General features: G+C 39.9%; 22 protein-coding genes and 1 tRNA gene. 15 read left to right on the top strand and 8 right to left on the bottom strand.

Annotated features, from left to right (window positions below; all coding sequences use genetic code 11):
- Positions 1-167: 167 nt before the first annotated feature.
- Positions 168-241, bottom strand: a tRNA-Ile gene (locus tag AB5935_RS02575).
- A gap of 156 nt (positions 242-397) precedes the next feature.
- On the opposite strand from AB5935_RS02575, the gene AB5935_RS02570 reads away from it, so the two are divergent.
- The 11 genes from AB5935_RS02570 (at position 398) to AB5935_RS02520 (ending at position 10,234) form a co-directional block, all read left to right on the top strand.
- The gene (locus tag AB5935_RS02570; protein WP_038608513.1) at positions 398-3,028 is read left to right on the top strand and encodes a calcium-translocating P-type ATPase, PMCA-type; all 2,631 of its coding nucleotides are present in this window, start codon (positions 398-400) and stop codon (positions 3,026-3,028) included.
- 27 nt (positions 3,029-3,055) lie between these two features.
- Positions 3,056-3,670 (top strand): HAD family hydrolase, encoded by a 615-nt coding sequence (locus AB5935_RS02565; RefSeq protein WP_007834493.1) that lies wholly within the window; start codon positions 3,056-3,058, stop codon positions 3,668-3,670.
- On the top strand, positions 3,670-4,590 hold the full coding sequence (locus AB5935_RS02560; protein WP_008674247.1) for a bifunctional riboflavin kinase/FAD synthetase: 921 nt from the start codon (positions 3,670-3,672) through the stop codon (positions 4,588-4,590). Before AB5935_RS02565 ends, AB5935_RS02560 begins: the two co-directional genes overlap by 1 nt.
- A 295-nt stretch (positions 4,591-4,885) precedes the next feature.
- On the top strand, positions 4,886-5,308 hold the full coding sequence (locus AB5935_RS02555; protein ID WP_038608510.1) for a DUF3836 domain-containing protein: 423 nt from the start codon (positions 4,886-4,888) through the stop codon (positions 5,306-5,308).
- Positions 5,308-5,595, top strand: coding sequence for a hypothetical protein (locus tag AB5935_RS02550; protein WP_038608507.1), 288 nt, complete (start codon positions 5,308-5,310; stop codon positions 5,593-5,595). The genes AB5935_RS02555 and AB5935_RS02550 overlap by 1 nt, the downstream gene beginning before the upstream one ends.
- Before the next feature lie 28 nt (positions 5,596-5,623).
- The gene (locus AB5935_RS02545) at positions 5,624-7,519 is read left to right on the top strand and encodes a S9 family peptidase (protein WP_008655408.1); all 1,896 of its coding nucleotides are present in this window, start codon (positions 5,624-5,626) and stop codon (positions 7,517-7,519) included.
- Between the two features lie 90 nt (positions 7,520-7,609).
- The gene (locus AB5935_RS02540) at positions 7,610-8,437 is read left to right on the top strand and encodes a CPBP family intramembrane glutamic endopeptidase (RefSeq protein WP_038608504.1); all 828 of its coding nucleotides are present in this window, start codon (positions 7,610-7,612) and stop codon (positions 8,435-8,437) included.
- 15 nt (positions 8,438-8,452) lie between these two features.
- Complete coding sequence (locus AB5935_RS02535) at positions 8,453-9,100, top strand: DUF2975 domain-containing protein (protein WP_038608501.1); 648 nt, start codon at positions 8,453-8,455, stop codon at positions 9,098-9,100.
- Between the two features lie 12 nt (positions 9,101-9,112).
- Entirely contained in the window at positions 9,113-9,748 is a 636-nt protein-coding gene (locus AB5935_RS02530) for a DUF2975 domain-containing protein (protein ID WP_038608498.1), read from the top strand.
- 12 nt (positions 9,749-9,760) lie between these two features.
- The gene (locus tag AB5935_RS02525) at positions 9,761-10,018 is read left to right on the top strand and encodes a hypothetical protein (protein ID WP_038608496.1); all 258 of its coding nucleotides are present in this window, start codon (positions 9,761-9,763) and stop codon (positions 10,016-10,018) included.
- 3 nt (positions 10,019-10,021) lie between these two features.
- Positions 10,022-10,234 (top strand): helix-turn-helix domain-containing protein, encoded by a 213-nt coding sequence (locus AB5935_RS02520; protein WP_007834480.1) that lies wholly within the window; start codon positions 10,022-10,024, stop codon positions 10,232-10,234.
- A gap of 299 nt (positions 10,235-10,533) precedes the next feature.
- Here AB5935_RS02520 and AB5935_RS02515 read toward each other — a convergent pair whose 3' ends face one another.
- The 3 genes from AB5935_RS02515 to AB5935_RS02505 all read right to left on the bottom strand — a co-directional run bounded on the left by AB5935_RS02515 (position 10,534) and on the right by AB5935_RS02505 (position 13,655).
- Positions 10,534-10,899, bottom strand: a complete 366-nt coding sequence (locus AB5935_RS02515) for a cation transporter (RefSeq protein ID WP_007841840.1) — start codon at positions 10,897-10,899, stop codon at positions 10,534-10,536.
- 28 nt (positions 10,900-10,927) lie between these two features.
- Complete coding sequence (locus tag AB5935_RS02510; RefSeq protein ID WP_038608492.1) at positions 10,928-13,159, bottom strand: TonB-dependent receptor; 2,232 nt, start codon at positions 13,157-13,159, stop codon at positions 10,928-10,930.
- Between the two features lie 73 nt (positions 13,160-13,232).
- On the bottom strand, positions 13,233-13,655 hold the full coding sequence (locus tag AB5935_RS02505; RefSeq protein ID WP_227191548.1) for a hypothetical protein: 423 nt from the start codon (positions 13,653-13,655) through the stop codon (positions 13,233-13,235).
- Positions 13,656-13,905: 250 nt separating this feature from the next.
- Between AB5935_RS02505 and AB5935_RS02500 the strand changes: the two genes are divergently transcribed.
- Positions 13,906-15,780, top strand: coding sequence for a DEAD/DEAH box helicase (locus AB5935_RS02500; RefSeq protein WP_007834472.1), 1,875 nt, complete (start codon positions 13,906-13,908; stop codon positions 15,778-15,780).
- Positions 15,781-16,070: 290 nt separating this feature from the next.
- Here AB5935_RS02500 and AB5935_RS02495 read toward each other — a convergent pair whose 3' ends face one another.
- Genes AB5935_RS02495 through ruvB form a run of 4 tightly spaced genes read right to left on the bottom strand, consistent with a single transcriptional unit; the run spans position 16,071 to position 22,046 of the window.
- A complete protein-coding gene (locus AB5935_RS02495) occupies positions 16,071-18,197 on the bottom strand; it encodes a S46 family peptidase (RefSeq protein ID WP_038608489.1) in 2,127 nt (708 codons plus the stop codon).
- Positions 18,198-18,201: 4 nt separating this feature from the next.
- Positions 18,202-19,566, bottom strand: coding sequence for a TIGR00341 family protein (locus AB5935_RS02490; protein WP_007847622.1), 1,365 nt, complete (start codon positions 19,564-19,566; stop codon positions 18,202-18,204).
- A gap of 2 nt (positions 19,567-19,568) precedes the next feature.
- The gene (locus tag AB5935_RS02485; protein ID WP_038608486.1) at positions 19,569-21,014 is read right to left on the bottom strand and encodes a lipopolysaccharide biosynthesis protein; all 1,446 of its coding nucleotides are present in this window, start codon (positions 21,012-21,014) and stop codon (positions 19,569-19,571) included.
- 3 nt (positions 21,015-21,017) lie between these two features.
- Positions 21,018-22,046 carry a Holliday junction branch migration DNA helicase RuvB gene (ruvB, locus tag AB5935_RS02480; protein ID WP_007834464.1) on the bottom strand — a complete coding sequence of 343 codons (1,029 nt, stop codon included), beginning with the start codon at positions 22,044-22,046 and terminating at the stop codon, positions 21,018-21,020.
- Positions 22,047-22,172: 126 nt separating this feature from the next.
- Between ruvB and AB5935_RS02475 the strand changes: the two genes are divergently transcribed.
- The 3 genes from AB5935_RS02475 to AB5935_RS02465 all read left to right on the top strand — a co-directional run bounded on the left by AB5935_RS02475 (position 22,173) and on the right by AB5935_RS02465 (position 26,420).
- Entirely contained in the window at positions 22,173-23,291 is a 1,119-nt protein-coding gene (locus AB5935_RS02475) for a site-specific integrase (protein WP_008674231.1), read from the top strand.
- A 116-nt stretch (positions 23,292-23,407) separates the two neighbouring features.
- Entirely contained in the window at positions 23,408-23,635 is a 228-nt protein-coding gene (locus AB5935_RS02470; RefSeq protein WP_080565222.1) for a helix-turn-helix domain-containing protein, read from the top strand.
- Positions 23,636-23,696: 61 nt separating this feature from the next.
- Entirely contained in the window at positions 23,697-26,420 is a 2,724-nt protein-coding gene (locus tag AB5935_RS02465; RefSeq protein WP_134771468.1) for a cell surface protein, read from the top strand.
- Positions 26,421-26,455 lie beyond the last annotated feature (35 nt).

Below are 26,455 nucleotides of genomic sequence, written 5' to 3'. Positions count from 1 at the left end.
CCTTGATTGTTCATGGTACAAAGGTGCAAATTTTCTATAGAATTAAAGAATTTTCCCCCTGATTTATCGGGTGAGCCCAAATTGTGTGCAATGAACTTTTGTGTGCAAAGAAAAAAGCCGCTACAAATCTCTTTGTAACGGCTTGATTTCCTTTGTTTTATGCTTTGTGGACCAGCCTGGGCTTGAACCAGGGACCTCCAGATTATGAGTCTGTTGCTCTAACCAACTGAGCTACAAGTCCGTGCTCACAATTTCTTGTTAGCAGTTGCAAAAGTAGTATATTCTCCTGAAACTTGCAAGATTTAGCGCCCAAATTTTGATAAAAAGATTTAATTCCCTAATTCGTAAGGATATAAATTGTATTTTTGTGCTCCATTAATTAATTCTGCAAAGCCATATGGCACAAAAAAAACAGGAAACAGCCCTAACAGGGCTTTCGGACAAAGAAGTCCTTATCAGTAGGGAGAAACATGGGACTAACCTCCTGACACCTCCCAAACGTCCCTCCATGTGGAAACTTTATCTGGAAAAGTTCCGCGACCCGGTTATACGTATTCTTTTAGTCGCAGCATTCTTTTCTTTAGTGATTTCCATTATTGAAAATGAGTATGCGGAAACAATCGGTATTTTCTTTGCTATCTTTCTGGCAACTGGTATCGGATTCTACTTTGAATACGACGCAAACAAGAAGTTCGACTTACTGAATGCTGTAGGTGAAGAAACACCAGTCACAGTTATCAGAAATGGGAAAGTACGGGAAATTCCTCGTAAAGAGATTGTAGTGGGTGATATTGTAGTGCTGAATACAGGTGAAGAGATCCCTGCCGACGGAATCTTGCTGGAAGCTATTTCCCTGCAAGTGAATGAATCCAATTTGACAGGAGAATTGATGGTCAACAAAACTATCAATGAAGAACTATTTGATGAAGAGGCCACTTACCCCAGCAATGAGGTGATGCGTGGCACCACAGTGGTTGACGGACATGGAATAATGAAGGTAGAACGTGTGGGAGATTCCACCGAAATAGGAAAAGTAGCACGTCAGGCTACCGAACAAAGTGAAGAAGAAACTCCATTGAATATCCAATTAACCAAATTGGCCGGTTTCATCGGAAAAATTGGTTTTACTATCGCCACGCTCACCTTTATTGTTTTTACAGCAAAAGATCTTTACTCCTACCTCAACGTAAATGAAATAACTGACTGGCATGGGTGGATGGCAATTGCCCGCATTGTACTGAAATACTTCATGATGGCTGTCACTTTAATTGTAGTAGCCGTTCCTGAAGGCTTACCGATGAGTGTCACTTTAAGTCTTGCACTGAATATGCGCCGTATGCTGAAAACCAATAACTTGGTACGTAAAATGCATGCTTGCGAAACAATGGGTGCCATTACTGTGATTTGTACCGACAAGACAGGTACATTGACACAAAACCTGATGCAGGTACATGAAGCGAAGCTTGATGCTACCAAAGCAGATTTAATAGCCGAAGGTATCAGTGCCAACTCTACAGCTTTCCTTGAAGAAACAGGAGAAAGCAAAAAACCATCCGGAGTGGGTAACCCTACTGAAATAGCCTTATTGCTTTGGCTAAATGAACAAGGCAAGAACTATTTGGAACTACGTGAAAATGCAAAAGTAATCAATCAACTTACTTTCTCTACAGAACGTAAGTACATGGCTACATTAGTAGATTCACCTATTCAACAGAAAAAGGTACTCTATATAAAAGGAGCTCCCGAAATTGTAATGGGAAAATGTAACCTCTCTCCTGAGGAACTGACTCATTACAATGCCGATTTGCTGGCCTACCAGAACAAGGCAATGCGTACCTTAGGGTTGGCTTACAAATTTATTCCTGAAAACTCCGGCAATGATTGTGCCGAACTTGTCAATGAAGGAAATATGATTTTCCTAGGTATCGTAGCTATCAGCGACCCTATTCGTCCAGATGTACCGGAAGCCGTACAAAAATGTCAATCGGCAGGTATCGGTGTGAAAATTGTTACAGGAGACACTCCGGGAACAGCTACTGAAATTGCTCGCCAAATAGGGCTATGGAAACCTGAAGATACAGACCGGAACCGCATAACAGGGGTAGAATTCGCCGCATTAAGCGATGAAGAAGCTTTGGACCGCGTACTTGACTTGAAAGTTATGAGTCGTGCACGTCCTATGGACAAGCAACGTTTGGTCCAACTATTGCAACAAAAAGGAGCCGTAGTAGCAGTAACCGGAGACGGAACAAACGATGCCCCGGCACTGAATCATGCTCAAGTAGGTCTTTCCATGGGAACCGGTACATCAGTGGCCAAAGAAGCAAGTGATATCACCCTACTGGATGACTCGTTCCATAGTATTGCCACCGCAGTAATGTGGGGACGCTCTCTTTATAAAAACATTCAGCGCTTCATCGTATTCCAGCTGACTATCAACGTGGTCGCTTTAGCCAGTGTTTTATTAGGAGCTTTCTTTGGTACAGAACTACCATTAACAGTAACACAGATGCTTTGGGTAAATCTTATCATGGATACTTTTGCCGCCATGGCTTTGGCATCTATCCCCCCCAGTGCCGATGTCATGAATGAAAAGCCACGCAAGACCGACGACTTCATCATCACTAAGGTCATGCGCAAAAATATACTAGGCGTAGGCTTCTGCTTCCTTGCTATACTGATGACATTAATTGTCATTATCAAACAGATGCCAGCAGATTTAGTAGGACAAGCTTTAACGCAATTTTTCACAATCTTCGTGATGCTACAATTTTGGAATCTGTTCAACACCAGTGTTTTCGGGACCAACCATTCTGTATTTAAGGATTCCCGTCATGCATTGGGTATGCTGAGTGTAGCTATCATTATTTTGGTCGGACAAATTCTAATTGTCGAATTCGGAGGTAAAGTATTCCGTACCGAACCTATGGATTTTATTACTTGGATTTATATTATCGCAGGAACGTCATTCGTATTGTGGATTGGTGAAATTCACCGTTGGATAAAACGAATACAGAAAAAAAACTAAGAAAGAGAATTAAGCACATAAAGAGTTATGGACAGTAAGATTAAAAATGTCGTTTTTGATTTAGGAGGAGTATTAATAAATCTGGATTTTGACAATTGCCTGAATGCTTTTCGCAAAGCAGGATTCCAAGATATCGAGAAACAGGTATGCCAGTTCAAGGGAAAAGGTTTCTTTTCCCTATTTGAATTAGGTGAGATCAGTCCGGAAGAATTCCGGTCAGCCATTCGCAAGGAGGCCAGCGAATCACTGACCGACCGTAAAATTGATGATATGTGGAACCTGATGCTACTTGATATTCCTCGTGAGAAGCTGGACTTATTACTAGAATTGCGCGAACACTATATGGTTTATCTGCTTAGTAATACTAATCGGATACATTGGGAGTATGCCTGCGAGCAGATGTTCAGTTATCGAGGTTTCCGCGTAAATGATTTTTTTGAAGATACTTTTCTGTCTTTCGAGATGCATAAAGCCAAGCCCGAAAAAAACATTTATGAGCAAATGATGAAAGAGGCAAACATCCTGCCTGAAGAAACGTTCTTTATAGACGACTCGGAAGCTAATTGCCAGGCAGCTATGTCACTTGGTATACAATCCCATCACTATCATATTGGAGAAAATTTAAGTTCACTTTTTGAATAATGGAAATAATATCAGATATAAACCATCAAGCATTACCCCCTTCAGTTGCCACTATCGGCTTCTTTGACGGGGTGCATCGTGGACACCGCTTTCTTATCAATCAAGTAAAAGAGGTCGCAGACAAGGATGGATTATATTCTGCATTGGTCACTTTTCCTATGCATCCCAGACAAGTGATACAAACCACTTATCATCCACAACTGCTCTCTTCACCCAAGGAAAAACTTGAGTTATTGGAAACGACGCAAATAGATTACTGCCTCCTTCTTCCTTTTACACAAAAACTTTCGCTGCTTTCGGCCCGGGAATTCATGCAGTTACTACGTAACAAATTCAATATTCACACCTTAGTTATAGGCTATGACCATCGTTTCGGCCACAACCGCAGTGAAAGTTTTGAAGATTATTGCCGTTATGGCGAGGAATTAAATATATATATAGTGCGCGCGCGAGCTTATACAGACGGAGAGGATAAAATCAGTTCCTCAGTCATCCGTCAGCTGTTAAAAGAAGGCAAAGTAAGTCAGGCTGCCCAATTTCTAGGGTACAACTATTATCTGGATGGAACGGTGGTAGATGGCTACAAAGTAGGCAGAAAAATAGGATTCCCCACAGCTAACTTGCAAGTGGATTGTAGCGACAAATTAATTCCCTCGGAAGGAGTTTATGCAGTATACGTGTATGTGGAGGGGAAAAAATGGGTAGGAATGTTAAACATAGGACACCGCCCTACTATCAATAATGGCAACAATGTAAGTATCGAGGTAAACATCCTCAATTTCTCGGAGGATATCTACCACAAAGAAATGCGCATAGAGTTCGTAAAGTATCTTCGCCCTGAAGAAAAATATGGCACAATAGATGAGCTCATCGCCCAAATGCACAAAGACAGGGAGGAAACCGCTAAAATTCTTCTTTAATATGACGGAAAAAAGCAAGTGCACTTACTTTTCCGAAAAAATATATAAGTGGTTTTCTTCCCGAAAGATGTAACCTCCCCCTTCCACCCCTCTCTTCTCGCATAAAAAACGTTTCTTCATTCATTTTTGTCTTATAAAGTATGATAAAGGATATATTTTTATCGTTTTTCGATAATTTTTTCTTGTTTTTCTTTTGTAGTATCAAAATAAGATGTACATTTGCATATCGATAAACGATAAATGAATATCGAAAAACAAGAAAGAACAAACACAAACATTTAAAACACAAAGTAAAATGAAAAAGTCAGTATTTAAATCAGGTTTAGTAGCAGCAATTGCAGTAGTGATGATGAGTTGTACAACAACAGCAAACGCACAAACAGGAAACACGAAGTACATCTACGGTCAAGACGGCACAAACACAACAGTGTATACACTGAATGAAGACGGCAAAACATTGACACGCAAATTGAAGTATGAGTACAAACACGATGAAAATGGTCAGGTAATTAAGAAAAAAGCCTATCGCTGGGATGCTTATCGGGAACTGTGGAAACCGGCTTATTTACTTACAGTAACTCCCGGAGTGTATGAAACCAAACTCAACTATGCCGAATGGAACGTCAAGGAAAGCGCCTTCAACAACAACAAACAACAAAGTATTTACCGTGAAGACAACAACATAAATTTGCTGGCCGACACACAAAACAAGAAATAATGGAAGCACAAACTCAAAAGAACAGTATAACCAACCGATGGCAAACCATCGGAGTTTGTATTGGAATGATTATCGGATTTGTATATCCATCAATCGGTCTAGCTCTGGGTATGCTCATGGGAATAGTTTTTGGGAAACTCATTCTGGTTGAAATTCCATTAAATACTCCTCTGGCACAAAGAGCACAACAAAAGTCCGAGATTATCTTTCTTTTAATATTATTCATCCTATTCATTGAACATTGGTACGTTCCTTGTAAACAAGCCATTGAAAATTTAATAAACTGATAAAATAACAACTTTAAAATACATCAAGATGAAAACATTAAAACACATTTTAGCCGCAACAACCTTACTGGTAACACTCGGTTTCGCCTCCGAAGCCAATGCACAAGTTCCTTTAGAAAACTTCTTCAAGAATCCTGAAAAAGCGGGATACCAAATCTCACCGGATGGCAAATACTTCTCATATATGGCTCCGTATGAAAACCGCCTGAACTTATTCGTACAAGAAGTCGGTTCAGACAAAGCAACCCGAATCACTTCAGAAACGGTACGGGACCTTGCAGGAAGCATGTGGGCAAACGGTCATCGGATACTTTATATAAAAGATACTGCCGGCGATGAAAACTTTCAGCTCTACGGAGTCAATGTAGACGGTACTGACCCCAAAGCATATACCGCATTCCCCAAGGTAAGGACTACTATCATTGATCCGTTGGAAAATATCGACTCACTGGTCATCATCGGTCTGAACAAGCGTAATCCACAAGTATTTGATCCTTATCGCTTGAATCTCAATAACGGTGAACTGACCCAATTAGCTGAGAACCCCGGAAACATACAAGGATGGATGACTGACCACAACGGAAAACTGCGTGTAGCCTTAGCTATTGTAGACGGAGTAAATACCCAAATTCTCTATCGCGAAACGGAAGAGCAGCCCTTCCGTCCGGTACTAACTACCAATTTCAAGGAAACGGTAAGCTTTGCCACCTTCACCCCCGACAATAAAATGGTTTATGCCCTGACCAACATCGGACGGGACAAGACCGCCCTCGTCCTAATGGATCCGGCTACCTGTGAGGAAAAAGAAGTACTTTACACCAATGATAAATATGATATCTCCGGATTGGGCTATTCTGAGCTGAAAAAGAAATTAATCTCCGTATCCTGTACCGGACACAAAGGTACTATCCGCCATTACTTCGATAAGGACGAAGAAGCTATCCGTACCAAGTTGGAACAGAAACTGGAAGGTTATGATATCAACACCACCAGCGAAGATAAAAGCGAAAATATCCGTATTATTTATGCTGGAGGCGACCGCACTTATGGAACTTATTATACCTATAATGTAAAAGAAGACAAACTGACTAAAATAGCTGACTTGGCTCCCTGGATTAAAGAAGAAGATATGGTCCCGATGCACCCCATCACCTATACCAGCCGGGATGGTCTGACCATTGAAGGATACCTCACTCTCCCGAAAGGATACACCATGGAGAATGCCAAAAATCTGCCTGTAGTAGTCAATCCGCATGGGGGGCCGTGGGCACGTGACAGCTGGGGATATAATCCGGAAGTACAGTTCCTTGCCAACCGTGGCTATGCTGTTCTTCAAATGAATTTCCGAGCCTCAACCGGCTATGGACGCAAATTCACCGAACTGGGCTACAAACAATGGGGACAAACCATGCAGAACGACATCACCGACGGCGTAGAGTGGTTGATAAAAAAAGGAATCGCCGACCCGAAACGTGTAGCCATCTACGGCGGAAGCTATGGCGGATATGCAACATTGGCAGGGGTCACCTTTACTCCTGATCTTTATGCATGTGCCATCGACTATGTGGGTGTATCCAACTTGTTCACCTTCATGCAGACTATCCCACCCTATTGGAAACCCTTATTGGACATGATGTATGAAATGGTAGGTGATCCTGTGAAAGATAAAGAAATGATGGAAAAATATTCACCTGTATTTCATGTAGACCAAATCAAAGCTCCTCTCTTTATCGCACAAGGCGCTAACGACCCTCGTGTGAATAAAGCAGAATCCGACCAAATGGTGGAAGCGCTGAAAAAACGCGGTATAGAAGTAGAATACATGGTAAAAGACAACGAAGGACACGGTTTCCATAACGAAGAGAACAAATTCGATTTCTATCGTGCCATGGAGAAATTCCTGGATGCTCACCTGAAAAAATAAATATCATTGAAAGTGTGTCAAAATGATAGGTCGTTTTCATTTTGACACACTTCCAACCTAATAAAATTTTAAACCAATAAACAGATTATTATGGGACGTGCAATTAAATTGATACTTTACTATCTGGCTTATCAATTACTATTCATTTTTCTGGCAACCGGAACCGATGCCACCATTGCTCTTATCGGCGGAGCAAATATTACAGCCAACTTCCGCCCCGGAACAATGGCAATATCCATCGGTATGTTACTCTCCGCATTAGCCATGACATGGCACTTGGTACATTTCCACTATGTCAAGTTCAATAAAGAGAGTATGTATGAAGTTTCAAAAAGAATCATTCTTTTGTGCCTCCCTCTCCTGTTATCCGCACAATTCATAGCAGGAATATTAAATGAAGCGCTCGATCTGACAGACACTAATCAAGAACTATTTATTTCGATGAGCCATAATATCTTCGGTGTTCTCAGCATTGCTATCGTCGTCCCTATTTTGGAAGAATTTTTATTTCGTGGAGCTATAGAAGGACATTTACTAAGAAAAGGATGGTCACCTAAATGGGCCATACTGGTTTCCGCACTCATATTCGGGATCATACACGGCAATCCTGCACAAATACCTTTTGCATTTCTCATCGGTCTGCTCTTCGGATGGTTATATTATCGCACCGGAAGTTTAGTTCCAGGTATTGTGGGACACATTATCAACAACTCATTCGGCGCATGGACCATGTTCACAGCCACCCGAGAGGAACTCAGCCAAACGACTATGGAGACCTTGGGCACAACAATCACTTACATTCTCTTAGTACTAGCCATAATCGTTTTTATAGGTATGTATCTCTACCTGAACAAATACTTGCCGAAACCTACCAACATACAAGTCAAAGCTATTAATGAACAAGATATAACCATTTAACAAACACAACCAATCATGAAAAAGAGACTCAATCTTCTCTGTGCCTGCGTACTTATCGGCCTGCTCCTTTCTACTTCCACGGTAATCAGTCTGATGGTTCAAGCCGTCAGTACCGGGTTTAAAGCCGGATATGAAAGTGTAGAAAAAGGAAAAGACCTCAACATATCCGACTACAAAATAGTCTGTACAATACCTTCCGACCTATTTGCAGAAACAGGAAGCGTGACAAATCTGAAAAATTCCTCACAGGCTTCCATCAAACCAATCATAAGTTTAATAGAAGCCCCGACAACAGGAAGCAGCCTATCCCGAACAGCAAATGAAATCACTACATTAGTTTCGGTCATAGCAGGCATCTTCTGCCTGATACAATTTTTCTATTTGATCCGGAATATCAACCGTGGTGACATTTTCAGTTGGAAGAATGTCAAGTTTCTCCGCAAGCTGGGCGTGTCACTGATACTTCTATTCATTTGTTCTTTTACCACCATCATGATCGGGAACTACGAAGCGGCACAAGTTTTGGAACTCAAGGGATGCGAATACTCTAATATATTTGCGTTTTCCGAACCAACCTTCATATTGGGATTCATCGCATTGCTGGTTGCTGAAGTATTCGCTGTTGGATTGAAAATGAAAGAAGAACAAGATTTAACCATATAAAAATCATACGGTATGAAGAAGTTCAGGATATTAGGTATTATAGCCATTATTGCAATCCTTGCAAATTTCATCGGAGGATTGGATGAAGATTGGAAAGATTTCAAAAAGGGATTTGAAGAAGGACAAAGCGGTGCAACAGAGATGTATGAATCCGGACACCACATGATAACCCGTGTCAAACTAAATGTAAAGCCATTATCTGGAACGACAGTCGATTCACTGAACAACAACCGTGTAGATAGTCCACTTCCTTATACAATAACTGAAATAGAAACGTATGCCAAGCCATCTGCCTGGTATATCCTTGTCATAGGGTTAGCCATACCCGGACTATTCTTTTTTCTAATCGGTTTCTACTCATTAATCCGGCTGCTCATCTCCATCTCACGCCGCGAAGTATTTATACCAGCCAATGTGCTACGCCTACGTTGGTTTGCATACACCAGCGCAAGTTTAAAAATTCTCACAACCATTGGAGAATGGCTAACAGGAAACGCAGCTATGAATCAAATCAGCATACCGGGGTACAAAATCATCAGCTATGTTGGTTACTCCCCCGACTGGGTGGCAATAATCCTTCCTATCCTCTTTGCCGAGATATTTGCTATCGGAGTAAAAATGAAAGAGGAACAAGACCTAACCATTTAAAAAAGAAAAGTTATGAAAGAAAAGAATACTCTACCCTCAAAAGGGAAAAGCATTTTTTATTTGATGCTTTCCTTGATAGCTACTCTGTTTGTAAGTTCATTCATCTATTTCCTGGTGTTGCATCCATCGTTGGACAACAAAGCAGTGAGGATATCAATCAACATTGGATGGACTTGCTTCTGTCTGTATGCCTTTAAAAGACTAACACAACGCTACACCTTTTGGTGGCACGCATTAGATGAGAACCCGAATAAATCCCAAAATAACTAACCTATGCCGATTATAGTAAACTTAGACGTAATGATGGCGAAACGAAAGATTTCGCTAGGAGATTTAGCCGAAAAGATAGATCTGACGCCTGCCAACCTCTCCATACTGAAAACCGGGAAGGCAAAAGCCATCCGCTTCTCAACCTTAGAGGCTATCTGCAGGGAACTAGACTGTCAACCTGGAGATATTCTAGAATATAGGGAAGAAGATGAATGATATAAACAGTCACATACACAAACACTCGAACACTATAAAATTCTCTCATCTTCACCCATACCCCCCCGCAATGAAGCAATTAAAGATTAATTGCTTCATGCGGAGTCTTTTTATGATGCAGTTATAATAAAGTTTTTAACCAAGATTGATATTTCCTCTTTTTCCACTAGGTGGTTAAACCCCTTTCCACTCTGATATAGCATCTTATTTATCAGTCATTTAAAGCCACGAAGTGGTGCAAAAGAGTTCCCAAAATATCCATTCCATCGTTTTTTCCCTCTTATCACATAGCATCTCATCTATTTTCCTCTTTCTTGTTTACAACCATCCTCATCTGCTTTCGGCTGTTTGCCACGGATATCATCCTTCTGCTTACTCTCATTTTCAACAACAGTAGCTGTATAATGAATCTTGGCAAATCCAGCAATTATTTTTTCTACCGTGGTTTTATCAGCATCATACTTAATAGTAACCGTTTTATCCGCCAAATTTGTTTCAATTTCTTTTATACCCTTCTCAAAACGAATATTGTTCTTAATCTTGCTCTCACAGTTGGCACAGTGCATCTGAGGATCAGTGTTTAAAACTACAATTTTAATGTCTTTTGCAAAGCAAGTGGCAGTAAAGCAGACAGCTGCCATAATAGCGATTAATTTTGTTCTCATAATCCATTTCTATTTGATTATCAATATATTAGTTTCTATCCCAATTAAAGCGAAAACCTACATAATACATCGCTCCGTGTACAGGTCCCCAAATCATGGTTGAATCAAAATTTGTCCCCCAAGGATTCGACGCTCCTACAATCGGATTCTTTTGCTTAAAGTTCGTCATATTCTCTCCTCCCACATAAATAGACCAATGCCGGAACCAGCGAGTAATCTGAGCACTTAACAATTGATAAGACTGGTATCGGGTATTCCACGAAGGAGCACCGTCCGGCAATGTATAAGGGGAGGGCATTCTACCACCACCATTCATCTGCAAAGTCACATCAAATTGCCATAGGCCCAGTGGTGTTTGGTAAGAAGCAGTCAAAAGTCCCTTATATTTTCCGGTAAGAGGACGCTCCAATAATTTCTTATTATAAGTAGTTTTCACATCTGTCAAGCGATAAGCTGCAGTTAATGTAAAACCCTTAAAAAAAGGATAAGTTGCCTCGGCTTGAAAAGTATGAGAATAAGACTTCCCTTCCAAGTTAGCAAAATGTACAATGTGGGGGTCCGTATCCAAATCAATAATCATTTGACGCCTAAAATCAGTGTAATAGTATTCGGTATTCACATTCAAGGTTTTACCGAATACCGGAATATAAAATGAAGAGCTGAAACCATAATTCCATGCTTCTTCCTGATCCAAATCATTATCTATCTTTACTTTACGACTGCTGGCAAGTAAATAATTGTTCTCCGCCAACACATGATTAGTGCGATATCCTTTGCCTACAGACACACGTAGGTTCACCCAATCATCAGGAGCATATTTGATATGAGCACGCGGAGTAACAAAGGTACCATATATATCACTATGATCAGCACGAATCCCTCCCATAAGAATAATTTTATCCTTCCAATTATACGTATACTGCACATAAGCACCAGGCACGGTCTCTTTCTCCTTTCCATATAATAAACCTGTATCATCATTTTCTAAACGATAGGTCTGATTGAAATAATCATAGTTCAAACTTAACCCTGCAGAAATACTGTTACGCTCATCGAAATTCGTTTCGAACATTAATGAAGTATACAAATTCTTCTGGTCCACATTATATAATTTATAACCGTATCCTGCATCCTGCTTATGCAAAGATCCCGAGAGAATCAAAGCCAAGTTAGTTCCCTTTTCCTTATCAAAAATATAAGCATTTTTAGTAAATGCCTCATAACGATCCGTATGGATACCTATTTTATAAAGTTCCCTACCTACAAAGCCACCAACAGAATTATCCATATGTAAATGAGTAGCTTGTCCGCTTGTACGATCCTCTTTCATTGCTTTGACAGAAGCCTGAAATACATACTGATCTCCCATCCAAGCCCAACGGTTCTGAAGATTATATTGCTCTACTTTAGGCATATCCAAGAATCCATCTCCATTATCATCATGCGACCTAGTACTATTCTCATAATGTGCCAATACTCCAGTACTCAGTCGGCTATTCAAATGTACATTAGCATCAAAATTAGCCTCATACTTCTCTTTACTGCTAGCAAAAAGATTGACATTCAAGGACTGGGTAGTTTGAGGCTTCTTAAATTCAACATTTATCTGTCCGGTAATCGCCTCATAACCATTCTTTACAGATGAACTACCCTTGGACACCTGTATGCTTTGCATCCATGGGCCGGGAATATACCCCAAAGCAAAAGGAGCGGATGCTCCACGATAATTAGGAATATTCTCTGTCAGCATTTGTACATAAGTTCCCGAGAGCCCCAACAATTTAATTTGTCTGGCCCCTGTGGCAGCATCAGCATAGCTTACATCTACAGAAGGGTTTGTTGTGAAACTTTCACCCAAGTTACAACAAGCCGCCCGAGCCAGTTCCGCACTTGAAATCATATCCTGATTCAACACACTGGAACGGGATTTTACAACTCCTATCTTACGTTCCACCACTTGGACCTCATCCATCATTACACTACCTTGTAATATGATAGCCAGCTCCTTATGGTCATTTTCAACCACAATCGTATCATTCTCATATCCTATAAAACTTACTACCAATTTTTTTGCACCAACAGGCTGTTCAATAGTAAATGTCCCATTCTCATCTGTGACAGTTCCATTTGTTGTATTTATCCAAAAGACATTGGCAGCAACAACAGGTTCACCTTGGTTGTCCTTCACCATTCCTTTTACTTGAGCGCTTACAGGCATCAAATGCCACAGAAAAGCACCTAAGAAAACTATAAATTTCATGTTTTTATTTTTCTTTATCTGTTACACACTTATACAAATTTAGCAATTCCTCCCTACTCAAAGAGTTATCTTACTAAATCAAAAGTGTACAAATAAGATTCAAATACCCTCTTGGAGGCTGTCGACACAATGAGGTATCCGTATAGCAGCTCTCCTTTTTTACAGAAGACAACAGATCGAAGTTTATACTGTATGCATTGAATATCAAATGAATAACGGACAGTGTTACGTTGTCCAAATGAAGTGATGTACCTAAAACAGGCAAGTTAATTTTCTGGATTTTCACGCTAGAACAAGGAACATCTGATGACTTCCGCTCCATCATCTTGTCATGATGGCAAGAACATCCCGAACCAGATTTCACGTTTTTATTTCCAACATCACCACATCCGCAAGTACATCCATAATTGGAAATATCCACCACTGTCAATAATGCCGCATCCTTATCAGCGCACTGATAGCAACGGGACTGCACAATAGGTATTCCGACTCCCATATATATAATCATGGAAGAAAGAAAGATTGAGAATAATATGTAATGAAACTCTTTCATTGTTCAAATTGCAGTCCACCAATGTCATATACTACATTCGGGTACAAAGATAACGACTTTTTTCTTTTGCTCCCAAACGGCATTTAGCCAATATTCCCTAAATTCTATCCCTGAAGAAAACAAATATTGTATAAATACTATATAATCCCGTGATTATCCGTATCTTTGTAACGAATTAGATATTTGAAAATAAATGAAGACATTTGAAGAGTTAGGCGTTTCCCCGGAAATACTAAAAGCAATTAAAGAAATGGGGTATGAAAACCCCATGCCGGTACAAGAAGAAGTAATACCGTATTTATTGGGGAACGGCAACGACGTAGTAGCCCTAGCACAAACAGGGACTGGAAAAACAGCCGCATTTGGTCTGCCGCTTATCCAAAAAATTGAAGTAAAAAAACGTGTGCCTCAAGCACTTATATTATGCCCCACACGTGAGTTATGCTTGCAGATCGCAGGTGATCTGAATGATTATTCCAAGTATATTGATGGACTGAAAGTCCTTCCTGTATACGGTGGCTCATCCATCGAAAGCCAGATACGCATGTTGAAGGCAGGTGTACACATTATTGTAGCCACTCCCGGACGACTGATTGACCTGATGGAAAGAAAAGTCGCCAAACTGGAGACCATTGCCGATGTAGTAATGGACGAAGCTGACGAGATGCTGAATATGGGATTTACCGACAGCATCAATGCTATTCTTGAAAAGGTTCCCGAAGACCGGAACACTTTGATGTTCTCAGCTACCATGAGTCCCGAAATCTCGCGTATTGCAAAAAAATACCTGCACGATGCGAAAGAGATTACAATCGGTACTAAGAATGAAGGCAGCAAGAACGTAAACCACATTGCCTATCTGGTACACGCCAAAGATAAATATGCTGCATTGAAGCGTATCGCGGATTATTACCCACAAATTTACGGTATCATTTTCTGCCGTACCCGTAAGGAAACTCAGGAAATAGCTGATAAATTGATTCAAGATGGTTATAATGCAGATTCTCTACACGGCGAGCTTTCACAAGCACAACGTGACTTGGTGATGCAGAAATTCCGTCAACGTCATTTACAGCTTCTGGTTGCTACAGATGTAGCTGCCCGCGGTTTGGATGTAAATGATTTGACACATGTCATTAATTATGGCCTGCCCGATGATATAGAAAGCTATACTCACCGTAGCGGACGTACAGGACGTGCCGGCAAAACCGGTATTTCTATCGCTATCATCAATCTGCGTGAAAAAGGAAAAATGCGCGAGATAGAACGTATCATCAACAAGAAATTTATCATGGGTGAAATGCCTAGCGGTAAACAAATCTGCGAACAACAATTAATCAAACTGATCGATGATATAGAAAAGGTAAAAGTGAACGACGAGGAAATCGAGTCCTTCCTACCCGGTATCTATCGCAAACTGGAATGGCTTTCGAAGGAAGACCTGATAAAGCGTGTAGTATCGATGGAGTTCAACCGCTTCTTGGAATATTACAGCAACGCTCCGGAAATAGAAACTCCCAGCATGAACGACCGCCGTAGCGAACGTGAACCGAAAGGACGCAAAGACCATGGTAGCGCCCGTGAAAAGACAGAACGCAAGGCCGAGAAAGGATATACCCGCCTGTTCCTGAATGTGGGAAAGACAGATGGTTTTTATGCCAATCAAATCATTGAACTGATTAACCGCAACATGAAGAAGCAACGTACCACCATCGGGCGAATAGATCTGATGCAGAATTTCTCTTTCTTCGAAGTAGCAGAAAATCAGGCACAGGATGTTATCAAGGCGTTAAACAAGGTCAATCTGAATGGCGGCCGGAAAATTGTAGTAGAAGTTGCCGGTGACAATAATGGCAAAAACGACAATGGCGAACGCAGGAGCAGTGCGGCAAGGAATGCTTCATTCGGCAAAAAAGGTGACAGGTCCAATAAAAAAACGACCTCAAAAGAAGGAAAAACTAGCCGTGCGGAACGTGGCTACATTGAAGAACGAGGCCCCAAAACGAAAGACGACTGGAAACAATTCTTTAACAGCGATAACAATAAGAAAAAGAAATCCAAGAAATAAGGAATCCAACTTAATGAAAGAGGATTGGACATAGTAGAAATATGCAAATAACATCCACTTCTCTTGAATAATAGCGGAGTATGCGGAATTGAAACAACCTGTCATTTCAAGGATATTCGGCAAATAATATAATAAACCCAACAGATTTATTATATTATTTGCCGAATATCCTTGTTTACATCGAATTAATATTAACAGATTTTTTACTATCTTCCAGATGAAAGATTATATGATAAGCTATCTATCGGAACTTTGACATACTCAGCTCCCTGTCATTTCATACTTTTCCTTTAGTCTTTCAATTTCAGTTCATCGATTAAACAGGAAGCTTTCCCATATTTTTCAATCATGTAAAGAACATAGCGGATATCCACCCCGATACAACGCTGCAAATTAGGTTCAAAAACAATATCTCCACTCATTGCTTCCCAATTCCCGTCAAAAGCAAGACCTATTAATTCCCCTTTTCCATTAAACATTCCACTACCGGAATTCCCTCCTGTAATATCATTATCCGAAATAAAGCAAACATTCATATTACCATCCCCAGCAGCATAACGTCCGAAATCCTTCCTTCTCAAGCATTCGACTACAGAAGGAAGCACATCGAAATCACTATCTCCCTTATACTGCCTTATCTTGTCAAAAATTCCTTTTGTCGTCGTAAAATAAGAATACTCAATAGCATCTTTCGGTGAGTAACCACCCACCATGCCAAAACTCAGACGCATAGTAGAATTAGCATCCGGATAAAACACCCTATCTGCCTCCATCTCACGCATTGCTTCATTCAGCAAACGTTCATTTTTCTCAATATTCATACTAGCTTCTTCCACCGACTGATTGAATTCATAAAATTTCACCAACATATCGATGGCAAAAGAAGCCGCAGGGTCATCAAACAAGACATAAGTGGTATCTCCTCTCACTACCTGTTCAAAACCATGTGGTGTCTTTAAAGAGGAACGAGTATACAAATCATCTACATAAGCTTGGTAATCACCTTTAAAATCTTTCTCTATCAATGAATAAACATCAGGTAAAAATTCCTTGCCTACCTCAGTTGCATATTCTTTCAACATAGCCACAAAGACTTGTTTATCCACACTTATATCCATATTGGCATAAATCTCCAACAATTGCCGCATATTACGCTCCAAATCACTCTCCTCTGCCTCAAAATCAAAATTCAGTACAGCTAAGGCTGCCGTAATCAACTCCGGTCCATTGGCAAATGTTTCTCCAAAATATGCCATAGCCCGTGCCGCATTTCTACGATTACGATAATTTAACTCCAGTTCAGTCAAAACCCTTGCATATTTGCTTCGTTTATCAGGTTCCCGACGAACCCATTCTTGCAATTGGCACTCCAAAGCTTGTTTTTTCTCTATCACTTTCAATTCTTTTACCGCTTGATTCATCCCTATACTATTCTTCCAATAGTTAGAGCTTTGTGCATACTTGGAAGCATATTTAATGCGGATATCATCACTTTTTTCCATTGCATTTTTCCAAATAGCTTGCTTGATGGTACGAACATTAATCATGGCGGCATTATCCGTATTGACTCTTTCGTCTATCCCAAATGAAGATAAATACCTGCTGGTAGAACCGGGATATCCCATAGTCATGCAAAATGATCCCTGTTCATACCCTCCCAAAGAAACAGGAGCAAAATAATCCGGATGATAAGGCACATTCTCCGGAGAATAAGCTGCCGGTTGATTATTCTGATCAGCATAAATACGGAAGACAGAGAAATCCCCGGTATGGCGGGGCCATACCCAATTATCTGTATCTCCGCCAAACTTGCCTACAGAAGAGGGAGGAGCAAATACCAAACGAACATCATAATAATCCTTATACACAGATAGATAAAACTCATTGCCACCATAAAAAGGAGTTATCTCAGCACGCAGCAACGTATCATTCGCCACAGCTTCCTGAGCAATCAATGTGGAAATAGAATCTACAATCAGTGCACGGTCATTTTCCTTTGTTCCGACTGGAATAGCTTGCAACACACGCTCCGTCACATCCTCTGTGCGTATCAGAAAACTGACAAATAAATCCGGATTAGGAAGCTCCTTACTTAAGGAATCGGCTACAAAACCATCTCGCAAATAATCATGCTCCACAGAACTATGCTGCTGAATGGCATCATACCCACAATGGTGGTTAGTAAAAACCAAACCATCCGGAGATACAACAACACCCGAACAAAAACCTCCAAAACTAATAACAGCATTAGCCAATGCTTTTCCACCAGGATTATACAATTGTTCAGATGAAAGTTCCAACCCCATTTCTTTCATCACTTGTTGAGTTTGTTTGCTAAGACAACAAGGAAGCCACATTCCTTCACTACCCCATATATATAAAGGTAGGAAGACTAGCAGCAACAGTAGTTTTTTCATGGTTTTATTCTACAATTAATTTAAGTTTTTTTGCTCCGACACGTGCTTTCAACCATTCGGATATTTTTTCTTGTTCTTTCTCAATGGGTCTTTTACTGAATTTCATCAAGACTATTGTCAATGTATCCGTTTTAGTTGAGTCCACCTGTAATTCCACAGTCTTTGCCATAGCTATGGCTTCTACTGTAGGATAAAGTACTTTAAGTTCAGGAATTATTTTTTTATCTACAGTATTATATGCAGCATATACTTTAAGCTCGTTTTCCAAAGACTTAATTCTCTCCTGCTGCTCCAGTAAACGTTTTTCACTATTCTTATAGAAATCCTCCATCACTTGGGCCTTTATACTACCAATATCCATCGCATCATTATTCATTCCTTGAAGAATAACTAGTTTAGTACCTGCCAAATTAAAATGTTTCAAATTATCCCTTGCGGTTGCTATTTCTGTTTCCGGGACCTCATTGCCTATTAGCACAACACGTATTTCCTTCTTCTCAAAAGAAATCTTCCGGTCTATTACTTGAGTATTATTAAAATCCAATTCTTCATTAATAAAATTATTGGCAGAGGCCTCATAAATAGTGCTTTTCACAATACCATAAGTCAAATAAATAGCAGGACACATGGTGGCTAAAGTAATAACAATGATATATTTTTTGACTAATTTTTCGCGCTCCTTATCCACAAATTCCTTACGTTGGAAATGCATGACACGTATCCCGATAAAAGTAGCCAAACTGATAAATACTGAATTAATAAAATACAAATAGAATGCACCTAAAAAATAAAGTAAATTTCCGGTAGCAAGCCCGAATCCAGCAGTACACAAAGGCGGCATCAAAGCCGTAGCAATAGCAACCCCTGGAATTACATTCCCTTTCTCCTTTGTAGACAAAGCGATTATACCGGCTAAACCACCGCACAAAGCTATAAGCACATCATATATGGTAGGAGAAGTACGTGCCAGCAACTCCGATTGTACTTCATCCAACGGAGTCAGCGAAAAATAAAGGGTAGCTGTAATCACACTAAATACAGTTGCCACCAAATAACTTTTTAGAGAACGCTTCAACAATTCAAAATCATTCTGTCCAATAGCTAACCCTACTCCCATTATCGGTCCCATCAGCGGAGATATCAGCATGGCACCAATAATAACTGCCGTAGAATTCACGTTCAAGCCCAATGAAGCTATAAAAATTGCGAAAATAAGAATCCACAAATTAGTTCCTTTGAACTCAACACCATTACGAATACTTTCTACAATCAAGGCTTCATTGTCCTTATCCTTGCGCAAATCAAGATATTCACTAAAGAACTGCTTTATATAGGGCACATTCTTTAAATTATTCTTCAGGTCACTCATTGCTATTTCTTTATGTATCGGTTTATAACAGGTATTTGCTGTAAGGGGAAATCCGTTTTCACAATATATGCCACAAACAATAACAACAGTAATGTACGAACACCCAACAACAAGAATATATTTTGAATAGGAAGATAAACTGAAACAATGTAAAGTACCAGCGCTAACACCACATAGTTACCTATTGCTTTCAAATCATAATTAATAGGATATTTTTTCTGCCCTACAAAATAAGAGAGAAGCATAGCTACTCCATATCCGGCAAAACCCGCCCAAGCACACGCCATATAGCCAAATACCGGAATAAGAAAAATATTTATCAGAATAATGATACTGCATCCCACCAGTGAAAAATAAGCTCCCCATTTTGTTTCATCAATCAGTTTATACCAAAAAGAAAGATTGAAATAAATACCCATAAACATCTCGGCAGCCATGACAATAGGTACAACCTTAAGCCCTACCCAGTAATCACGCCCTAAAATATAACGCAGTATATCAAGGTAAAACATAACAGCCAAAAAAGCCAGCAAAGTGAAGATAATGAAAAACTTCATCGCTTTGGCATACATTTCCCGACTATCCTTTTCTTTACTCTTACTAAAAACAAACGGCTCGTATGCAAACCGGAAAGCCTGTGTCAGCATGGCCATGATCATAGCTATCTTACTGGCTGCTCCATAAATACCCAACTGGATAGTCGCCTCCGCCTTATCAGGATAAACAAACGGAAAAATAATTTTATCAGCTACCTGATTTAAGATTCCGGCAATACCCAGAATCAGAATCGGGAAAGAATAATGCAGCATACGCCGCAACAACTCCCTGTCCAGCACATATCTGAAGCCCACCAATTCTTTCCACATACATAGCATCACCAAAGAAGTACAAGCCAAATTTATAGCAAAAGCCACTCCGACATTCTCTCCCTTCATACCTACAAAATAAGCGATATTCAAGACAATGCTAGCAAAAATGAACAACAATTTCAATGCAGCAAACTTAACAGGGCGTTTCTTATACCGCAAATAAGCGAAAGGAATAGCTTGGAAAGCGTCCATTGCAACTACAATCAGCATCATCCCCATATACCACGGATGCTCTCCATATCCCAAGAAACCTGCTATGGGATACAGAAAAGAAAGACAAACAATTAAAAACAAGACCGCAGTCGCCCCCACCGAAAGCAAAGTAGTGGAATAGACACGCATCGGATCATCCACCCCCTTATTGGCAAATCGGAAAAAGCCGGTTTCCATACCATATGTTAAAAGCACCATCAACAAGGCAGTTATAGCATACATATTGGTAATGACACCATAGCCCCCCGATTCCACAGACAAAGCGTTGGTATATATCGGTACTAACAAATAATTCAGGAACCGCCCGATGATGCTACTCATCCCATATATGGCTGTTTCCTTGGCTAATGCTTTTAATCCTGCCATCTTCTAATCATCAAATAATGTCTTCTGACTATTATAAATGCTCCGTCCCAAGTGTATATAGGCCAGTTCCGTGACCTCACGTCCACGCGGAGTACGTTTTAAGAAACCTTCTTTAATCAAAAAAGGTTCATAAACCTCCTCTATTGTTCCGGCGTCTTCACCCAAAGCGGTTGCAATAGTAGTCAGCCCCACAGGACCTCCCTTAAACTTATCTATAATAGTACATAAAATCTTGTTATCTATCTCATCCAGTCCATATCTGTCAATGTTCAAGGCTTCTAAAGCAAACCGGGCAATTTCCACATCAATCCTTCCGGAACCTTTCACCTGGGCAAAATCACGGACACGCCTCAACAACGCATTTGCAATACGGGGCGTTCCACGGCTGCGCGAAGCAATCTCACCCGCTGCTTTCATGTCACAAGGCACATTCAATATATTAGCAGAGCGACGGATAATGCTTGTCAATACATCATCGTCATAATACTCCAAATGAAGATTAATTCCAAAACGGGCACGCAAAGGCGCAGTCAGCAACCCACTCCTGGTAGTGGCTCCAACCAAAGTAAACGGACTCAGCTCCAACTGGATACTACGCGCCGAAGGTCCCTTGTCTATCATTATATCAATACGATAATCCTCCATGGCAGAATACAGATATTCTTCTACCACAGGGCTCAACCGATGTATTTCATCAATAAAAAGCACATCATTGGGTTCCAAGCTGGTCAGTACTCCCGCCAAATCCCCCGGTTTATCCAGCACCGGTCCTGAGGTTACTTTAAAACCTACTCCCAGTTCATTGGCAATGATATTACTTAAGGTCGTCTTGCCCAAGCCAGGAGGTCCGTGCAAAAGAACATGGTCTAACGCCTCGGCCCGCAGACGCGCCGCCTTGACAAAGATGCGCAGATTATCTACCACCTTATCCTGTCCGCTAAAATCTTCAAAATTCAACGGACGTAAGGCATTCTCAAAATCGCGTTCTTTAGTTGTGAGCTGTTGCTCGCGTATATCAAAATTTTCTTCCATTTTTTTGTTTATGACACAAAGGTACAAAAGATATTATTATTATAGAAAGAAAGATGGAGGAATTCATTTTCAGTCCCTCTATGGTCCTTCTTTTCAACATTATTATTGTATTAATTATTATTCATTATGGGAATTACATTAGGAAAGAAACAATTGAACAAAGGAAGAGTTTCGCTTTATTTAAATTACAGTTATAACGGAAAACGCCGCAAAGAGTATTTGGGTATCATTCTGGATGCTCCTACCAGTGCAGAGCGAAGAGCGGAGAACAAAAACAAGATACTAATTGCCAGGCAGATAAGAGCAAAAAAGGAACTAGAATTCTTATCCGTTGAATATCATCTGAACGATATAGAAAATACATTCGATGATATACTTCCAACAGATAAAAGCAATGTTCCCGATTTCTATATTCTGATAGGACAATTCCTGGATACCTATCACAAAAAGGACAAGAAAATGGTTAGGGCATGTATCACCCATCTGCGACTGTTTACAAGAAAGAAAAGCTTACCTGTAACCCTTCTCACAAAAGATTTTTGTATAAACTTTCTTGAGTATCTCAGGGATCATCTCCGAGGCAACACTCCCATCGGATATTTCAAGAAGTTCAGAATGTGCATTAATAAATGTATAGAAAAAAAGTTAATGACATCTAATCCTACAGATGGTATCCGCCTGATGCAGTTTGATGAAGTAACCAAAGCAATCCTCAGTTTAAAAGAGATTCAGAAACTTGCTATCACTCCATGCCCCAACAACGAAGTAAAAAGGGCATTCTTGTTTTCTTGCTATTGCGGGCTGCGCTGGTGTGATGTACATCAATTGCAATATAAAGACATAGATTTCTCATCAAACCGCCTTACTATTCTGCAACAGAAAGTACAGTCACACTCCAAAAACGCAATCTTGCATCTAAACTTAAACCACACTGCCATCAAACTCCTACAAAGGCATAAAGGCATTAATGAGGACTTGGTATTCGGGCTCCCCTCCTATTCTTACACACTAAGGATTTTAAACAAATGGGTAAAAAGAGCTAATATACACAAACACATTACCTTCCACTGTGCCCGACACTCATTTATCACCAACATTATGGCAAATGGAGCTAATATCAAAACAGCCGCCAGTCTTGCAGGACATTCTACTACCCGGCACACTGAAAAATATGTTCATATCATAGATGAACTCAAACAAAAAGCAGTAGATAGTTTACCGGATATTATTGTCAATTATAAATAAAAAAGAACCTGAAATGGCCCTTACATCATTAAAGTTGTCACACATACAACTGGTATTCAAACAATTAGTATTACTGTATAGTATCCGGCACGAATACGACCTACCTGAGTAATGCGGTGAACAACTACTTCGGATGCAACTTCAAGCGGTTGATAAATTCTTACAGAGTGGCTCGCGCGAAAGAGTTGCTGGACGGTAAAGATTGCCCTGTGAGCGAGCTTTTCAGCCGTTGCGGGTTTGCCTCCAAGAGCGTGTTCTATGTGGCATTCAGAAAAGTAGTTGGCATGACTCCCCTGCAATATATATCGCAGAGTCGGAGTCCTTTTATGATTCAACGCAATTAAGTCCTTTTATAACAATAAACATTTTGAGTTTTTAAATTTATAAATTTAAAGTTTTTCTATTATGAACAAAAAATTTTTAAGTGCAATCCTGTTCGGAGCCTTGATGGTTTCTTCAACAGGAACATTTGTATCTTGTAAAGACTATGATGATGACATAGACAATTTGCAGGAACAAATTAACAAACTGGCGACTAAGGAGGACATGACTTCTCAGATCGCTACTTTGCAGGCTGCTTTAACTACTGCCGCAAAAGATGCAAGCGATGCTCTTGCTAAGGCAACTGCCGCTGAAACTGCTGCAAAAGCTGCTGGTGATGCTGCCGCTGCTGCAAAAGCCGCTGCAGACAAGGCTGTTGCAGATGCAAAGGCAGAAGCGATCAAAGCTGTTCAAGCAGAAATTGCGACATTAAAAAAGGAAGTAGAAGAATCCACAGATGCTGCATTAAAAGATATGGCAGAGAAAGTTGATGCTGCTACTAAGAAAGTAGAAGACATTGTAGGCAAGATTGCTGATATGGTTACTAGTGTAGAACTGGTGGCTTCGTATTCTGCTAATCCTACAGGCGATGGACTGACTTTTTCTACTGCTATTGAAAAAGAAAACGTATTTAGTGAAGGTATTACAAATGCTATAACATTTACTAAGGGTAAACAAGTTCAGACTGGTGACAAGTTTGTAGTACGTGTATCTCCGACAAATGCGGTTCTTACTCCTGATATGATTTCTTTGACTAATAGCCAAGGACAGAACTTGAATGAATTTTTATCTGTTCAGAAAGTTGAGAAATATAATGGATTATTAAGCCGTGCGGCAGGAAACAACGGATTGTGGGAAGTTACAGTTGCTTTGAAGAATTATGATGAAAAAGCTTTTTCTGCTGTAACAGAAACCAAAGTTGGCAATGATACTGAATCTATTCTCTTTGCTGTACAGGTAAATAACACCTTGTCTACTGCTGAAACAAGAGAAGTTATTTCATCTTATGACTTAACTTTGGATTGGACTGAATATGTAGGTGAAAAGTCTTTAAACTATTTTGTTGATGCAACAAACGTCAAGGATATTCATAATCGTTTCACTAAAGCAGAAGATGGTACTAATGTAACATATAAAGAATTAGCTTGGAAGAGTGATGCGGCTACTACCATTATTCCTTTAGATAAGGTTAATACAAATGTTAAAATAGATAACATAGACGACCGTCAAGATAAAAAATCATATCCTGCAGTACAAGGAGAGGCTATCAAAATTGCTTTGTCTACAGCCGATGATAAAGTAACAGCTCCGGTAAATATCCGTGGTATTTATGTAGTTTTAGATAAGGCTAATGCGGTAGAATCTGCACCGTCTGAATTGAATGCATGGAATAGCTATACTTATTCTGGTTTGAATACAGTGGTTGAAGGTACTTCTACAGAAATTACCATCAACAGCACTACGGCTATTAATGATGTTATTGGTTTCCGTGTATATGCTGTAAACTTTGATGGTACTTTAGTTGATCCTGATGGTAAAGCGTTTTATGTGCAGTTAGGTAATGCTGCTACAGATTGGAATGCTACTGCCACTACTGTTACTGCACTTAATCCGACTGACAAAGCTGTTACTGCCACTCAGTCAGATAAGGTTGCTGTGTCTTTGACTAAGTTAACTGCTCCGACTGCTGCTACTTGGACTACAGACAAGGTTAATAATGTAAATCCTGCATTCAATGCTATCTTTGTTGATGCTAATAATAATGTACTGTACAATACAGCTGCTCCAAATACATTCCCGGCAGATTTCAGCAAGGTTGCCAAAGTTTATACTGTTCCGACTGTTGATGACTGGACCAAGTATGAAGATAACAAAACTTATAATGGAACATTGACTATCAAGAATGCTTCAGGACATGTATTAGCCACTATGAAAGTTTCTATGACTAAGGTATTGCCTAATACTATTCCTGCGGGATTCTCTGTTAAAACTGCACAGGTTACTGATGGCATCTATAATTGTTACATGATTCCTATGAATGACGCCAATGGTATCGCTTGGACAGCTGAAACAGCTACAAAGGGTTCTATGAAGATGTCTGAAGTATTCAACTATGGTACAGGTGCTGCCGCTAACTATAACATAACATTCGCTACATCTAAGAAGGATGGAAATAAAGACGTTGCTGTAGTAGTTGCCGGAGACAAAACGTTGGAAGTTGTTAAAGATTACATCAACAACTCAGTTAAACATACCACTACAGTGGTTTACAACTATGGTAAGATTTCTTCAATGAAGAATTCTGAAGGTGGTTATGATGATGTAACTAGAGAAGCTGAAAGATTTGAAACTATCTACAACTGTATTTATAATAGCACTTATACTTGGGCATGGGCTACTCGCGAACAATTAGGCGCTCCGTATACTGATAAGGATGGCGACGGTAATTATACCACTGCAATGCCGTCTACAAAATTAACTTATGGTACAGATCGTCTTGACTTTGCTGCTGACAGCTTCATTTTTGGAACAAGTGCTAAAGATAGCAGATATAGCAGACTGTTAAGTACACCTTATGAATCAAGTCTGATTATTACAGATGCGACTTTGACCAGTGATGCAAATGGTGAAGAAGAATACTTTGATGTAATTATAGATAATAAGCATATTACAGGTTTCAAGGCTACTGCTTTGTCTTCTGAAACGAATCCGACTGCTGCTGTTCCTTCTACATTGACTATCAAGTGCAAGGATATGTATGGTCACGATGTAATAATTAAAGTTGCTATGACTGTTAACAAACGATAACATAGAAGAATAGATTATGCTTTAAATGTATATTC

Source organism: Phocaeicola sp. RTP21198st1_B8_RTP21198_201120 (assembly GCF_040929485.1).
Lineage (GTDB): Bacteria > Bacteroidota > Bacteroidia > Bacteroidales > Bacteroidaceae > Phocaeicola > Phocaeicola dorei.
The sequence above is the reverse complement of the archived record's forward strand: the minus strand, read 5'-3'. Positions and strand labels throughout refer to the sequence as shown.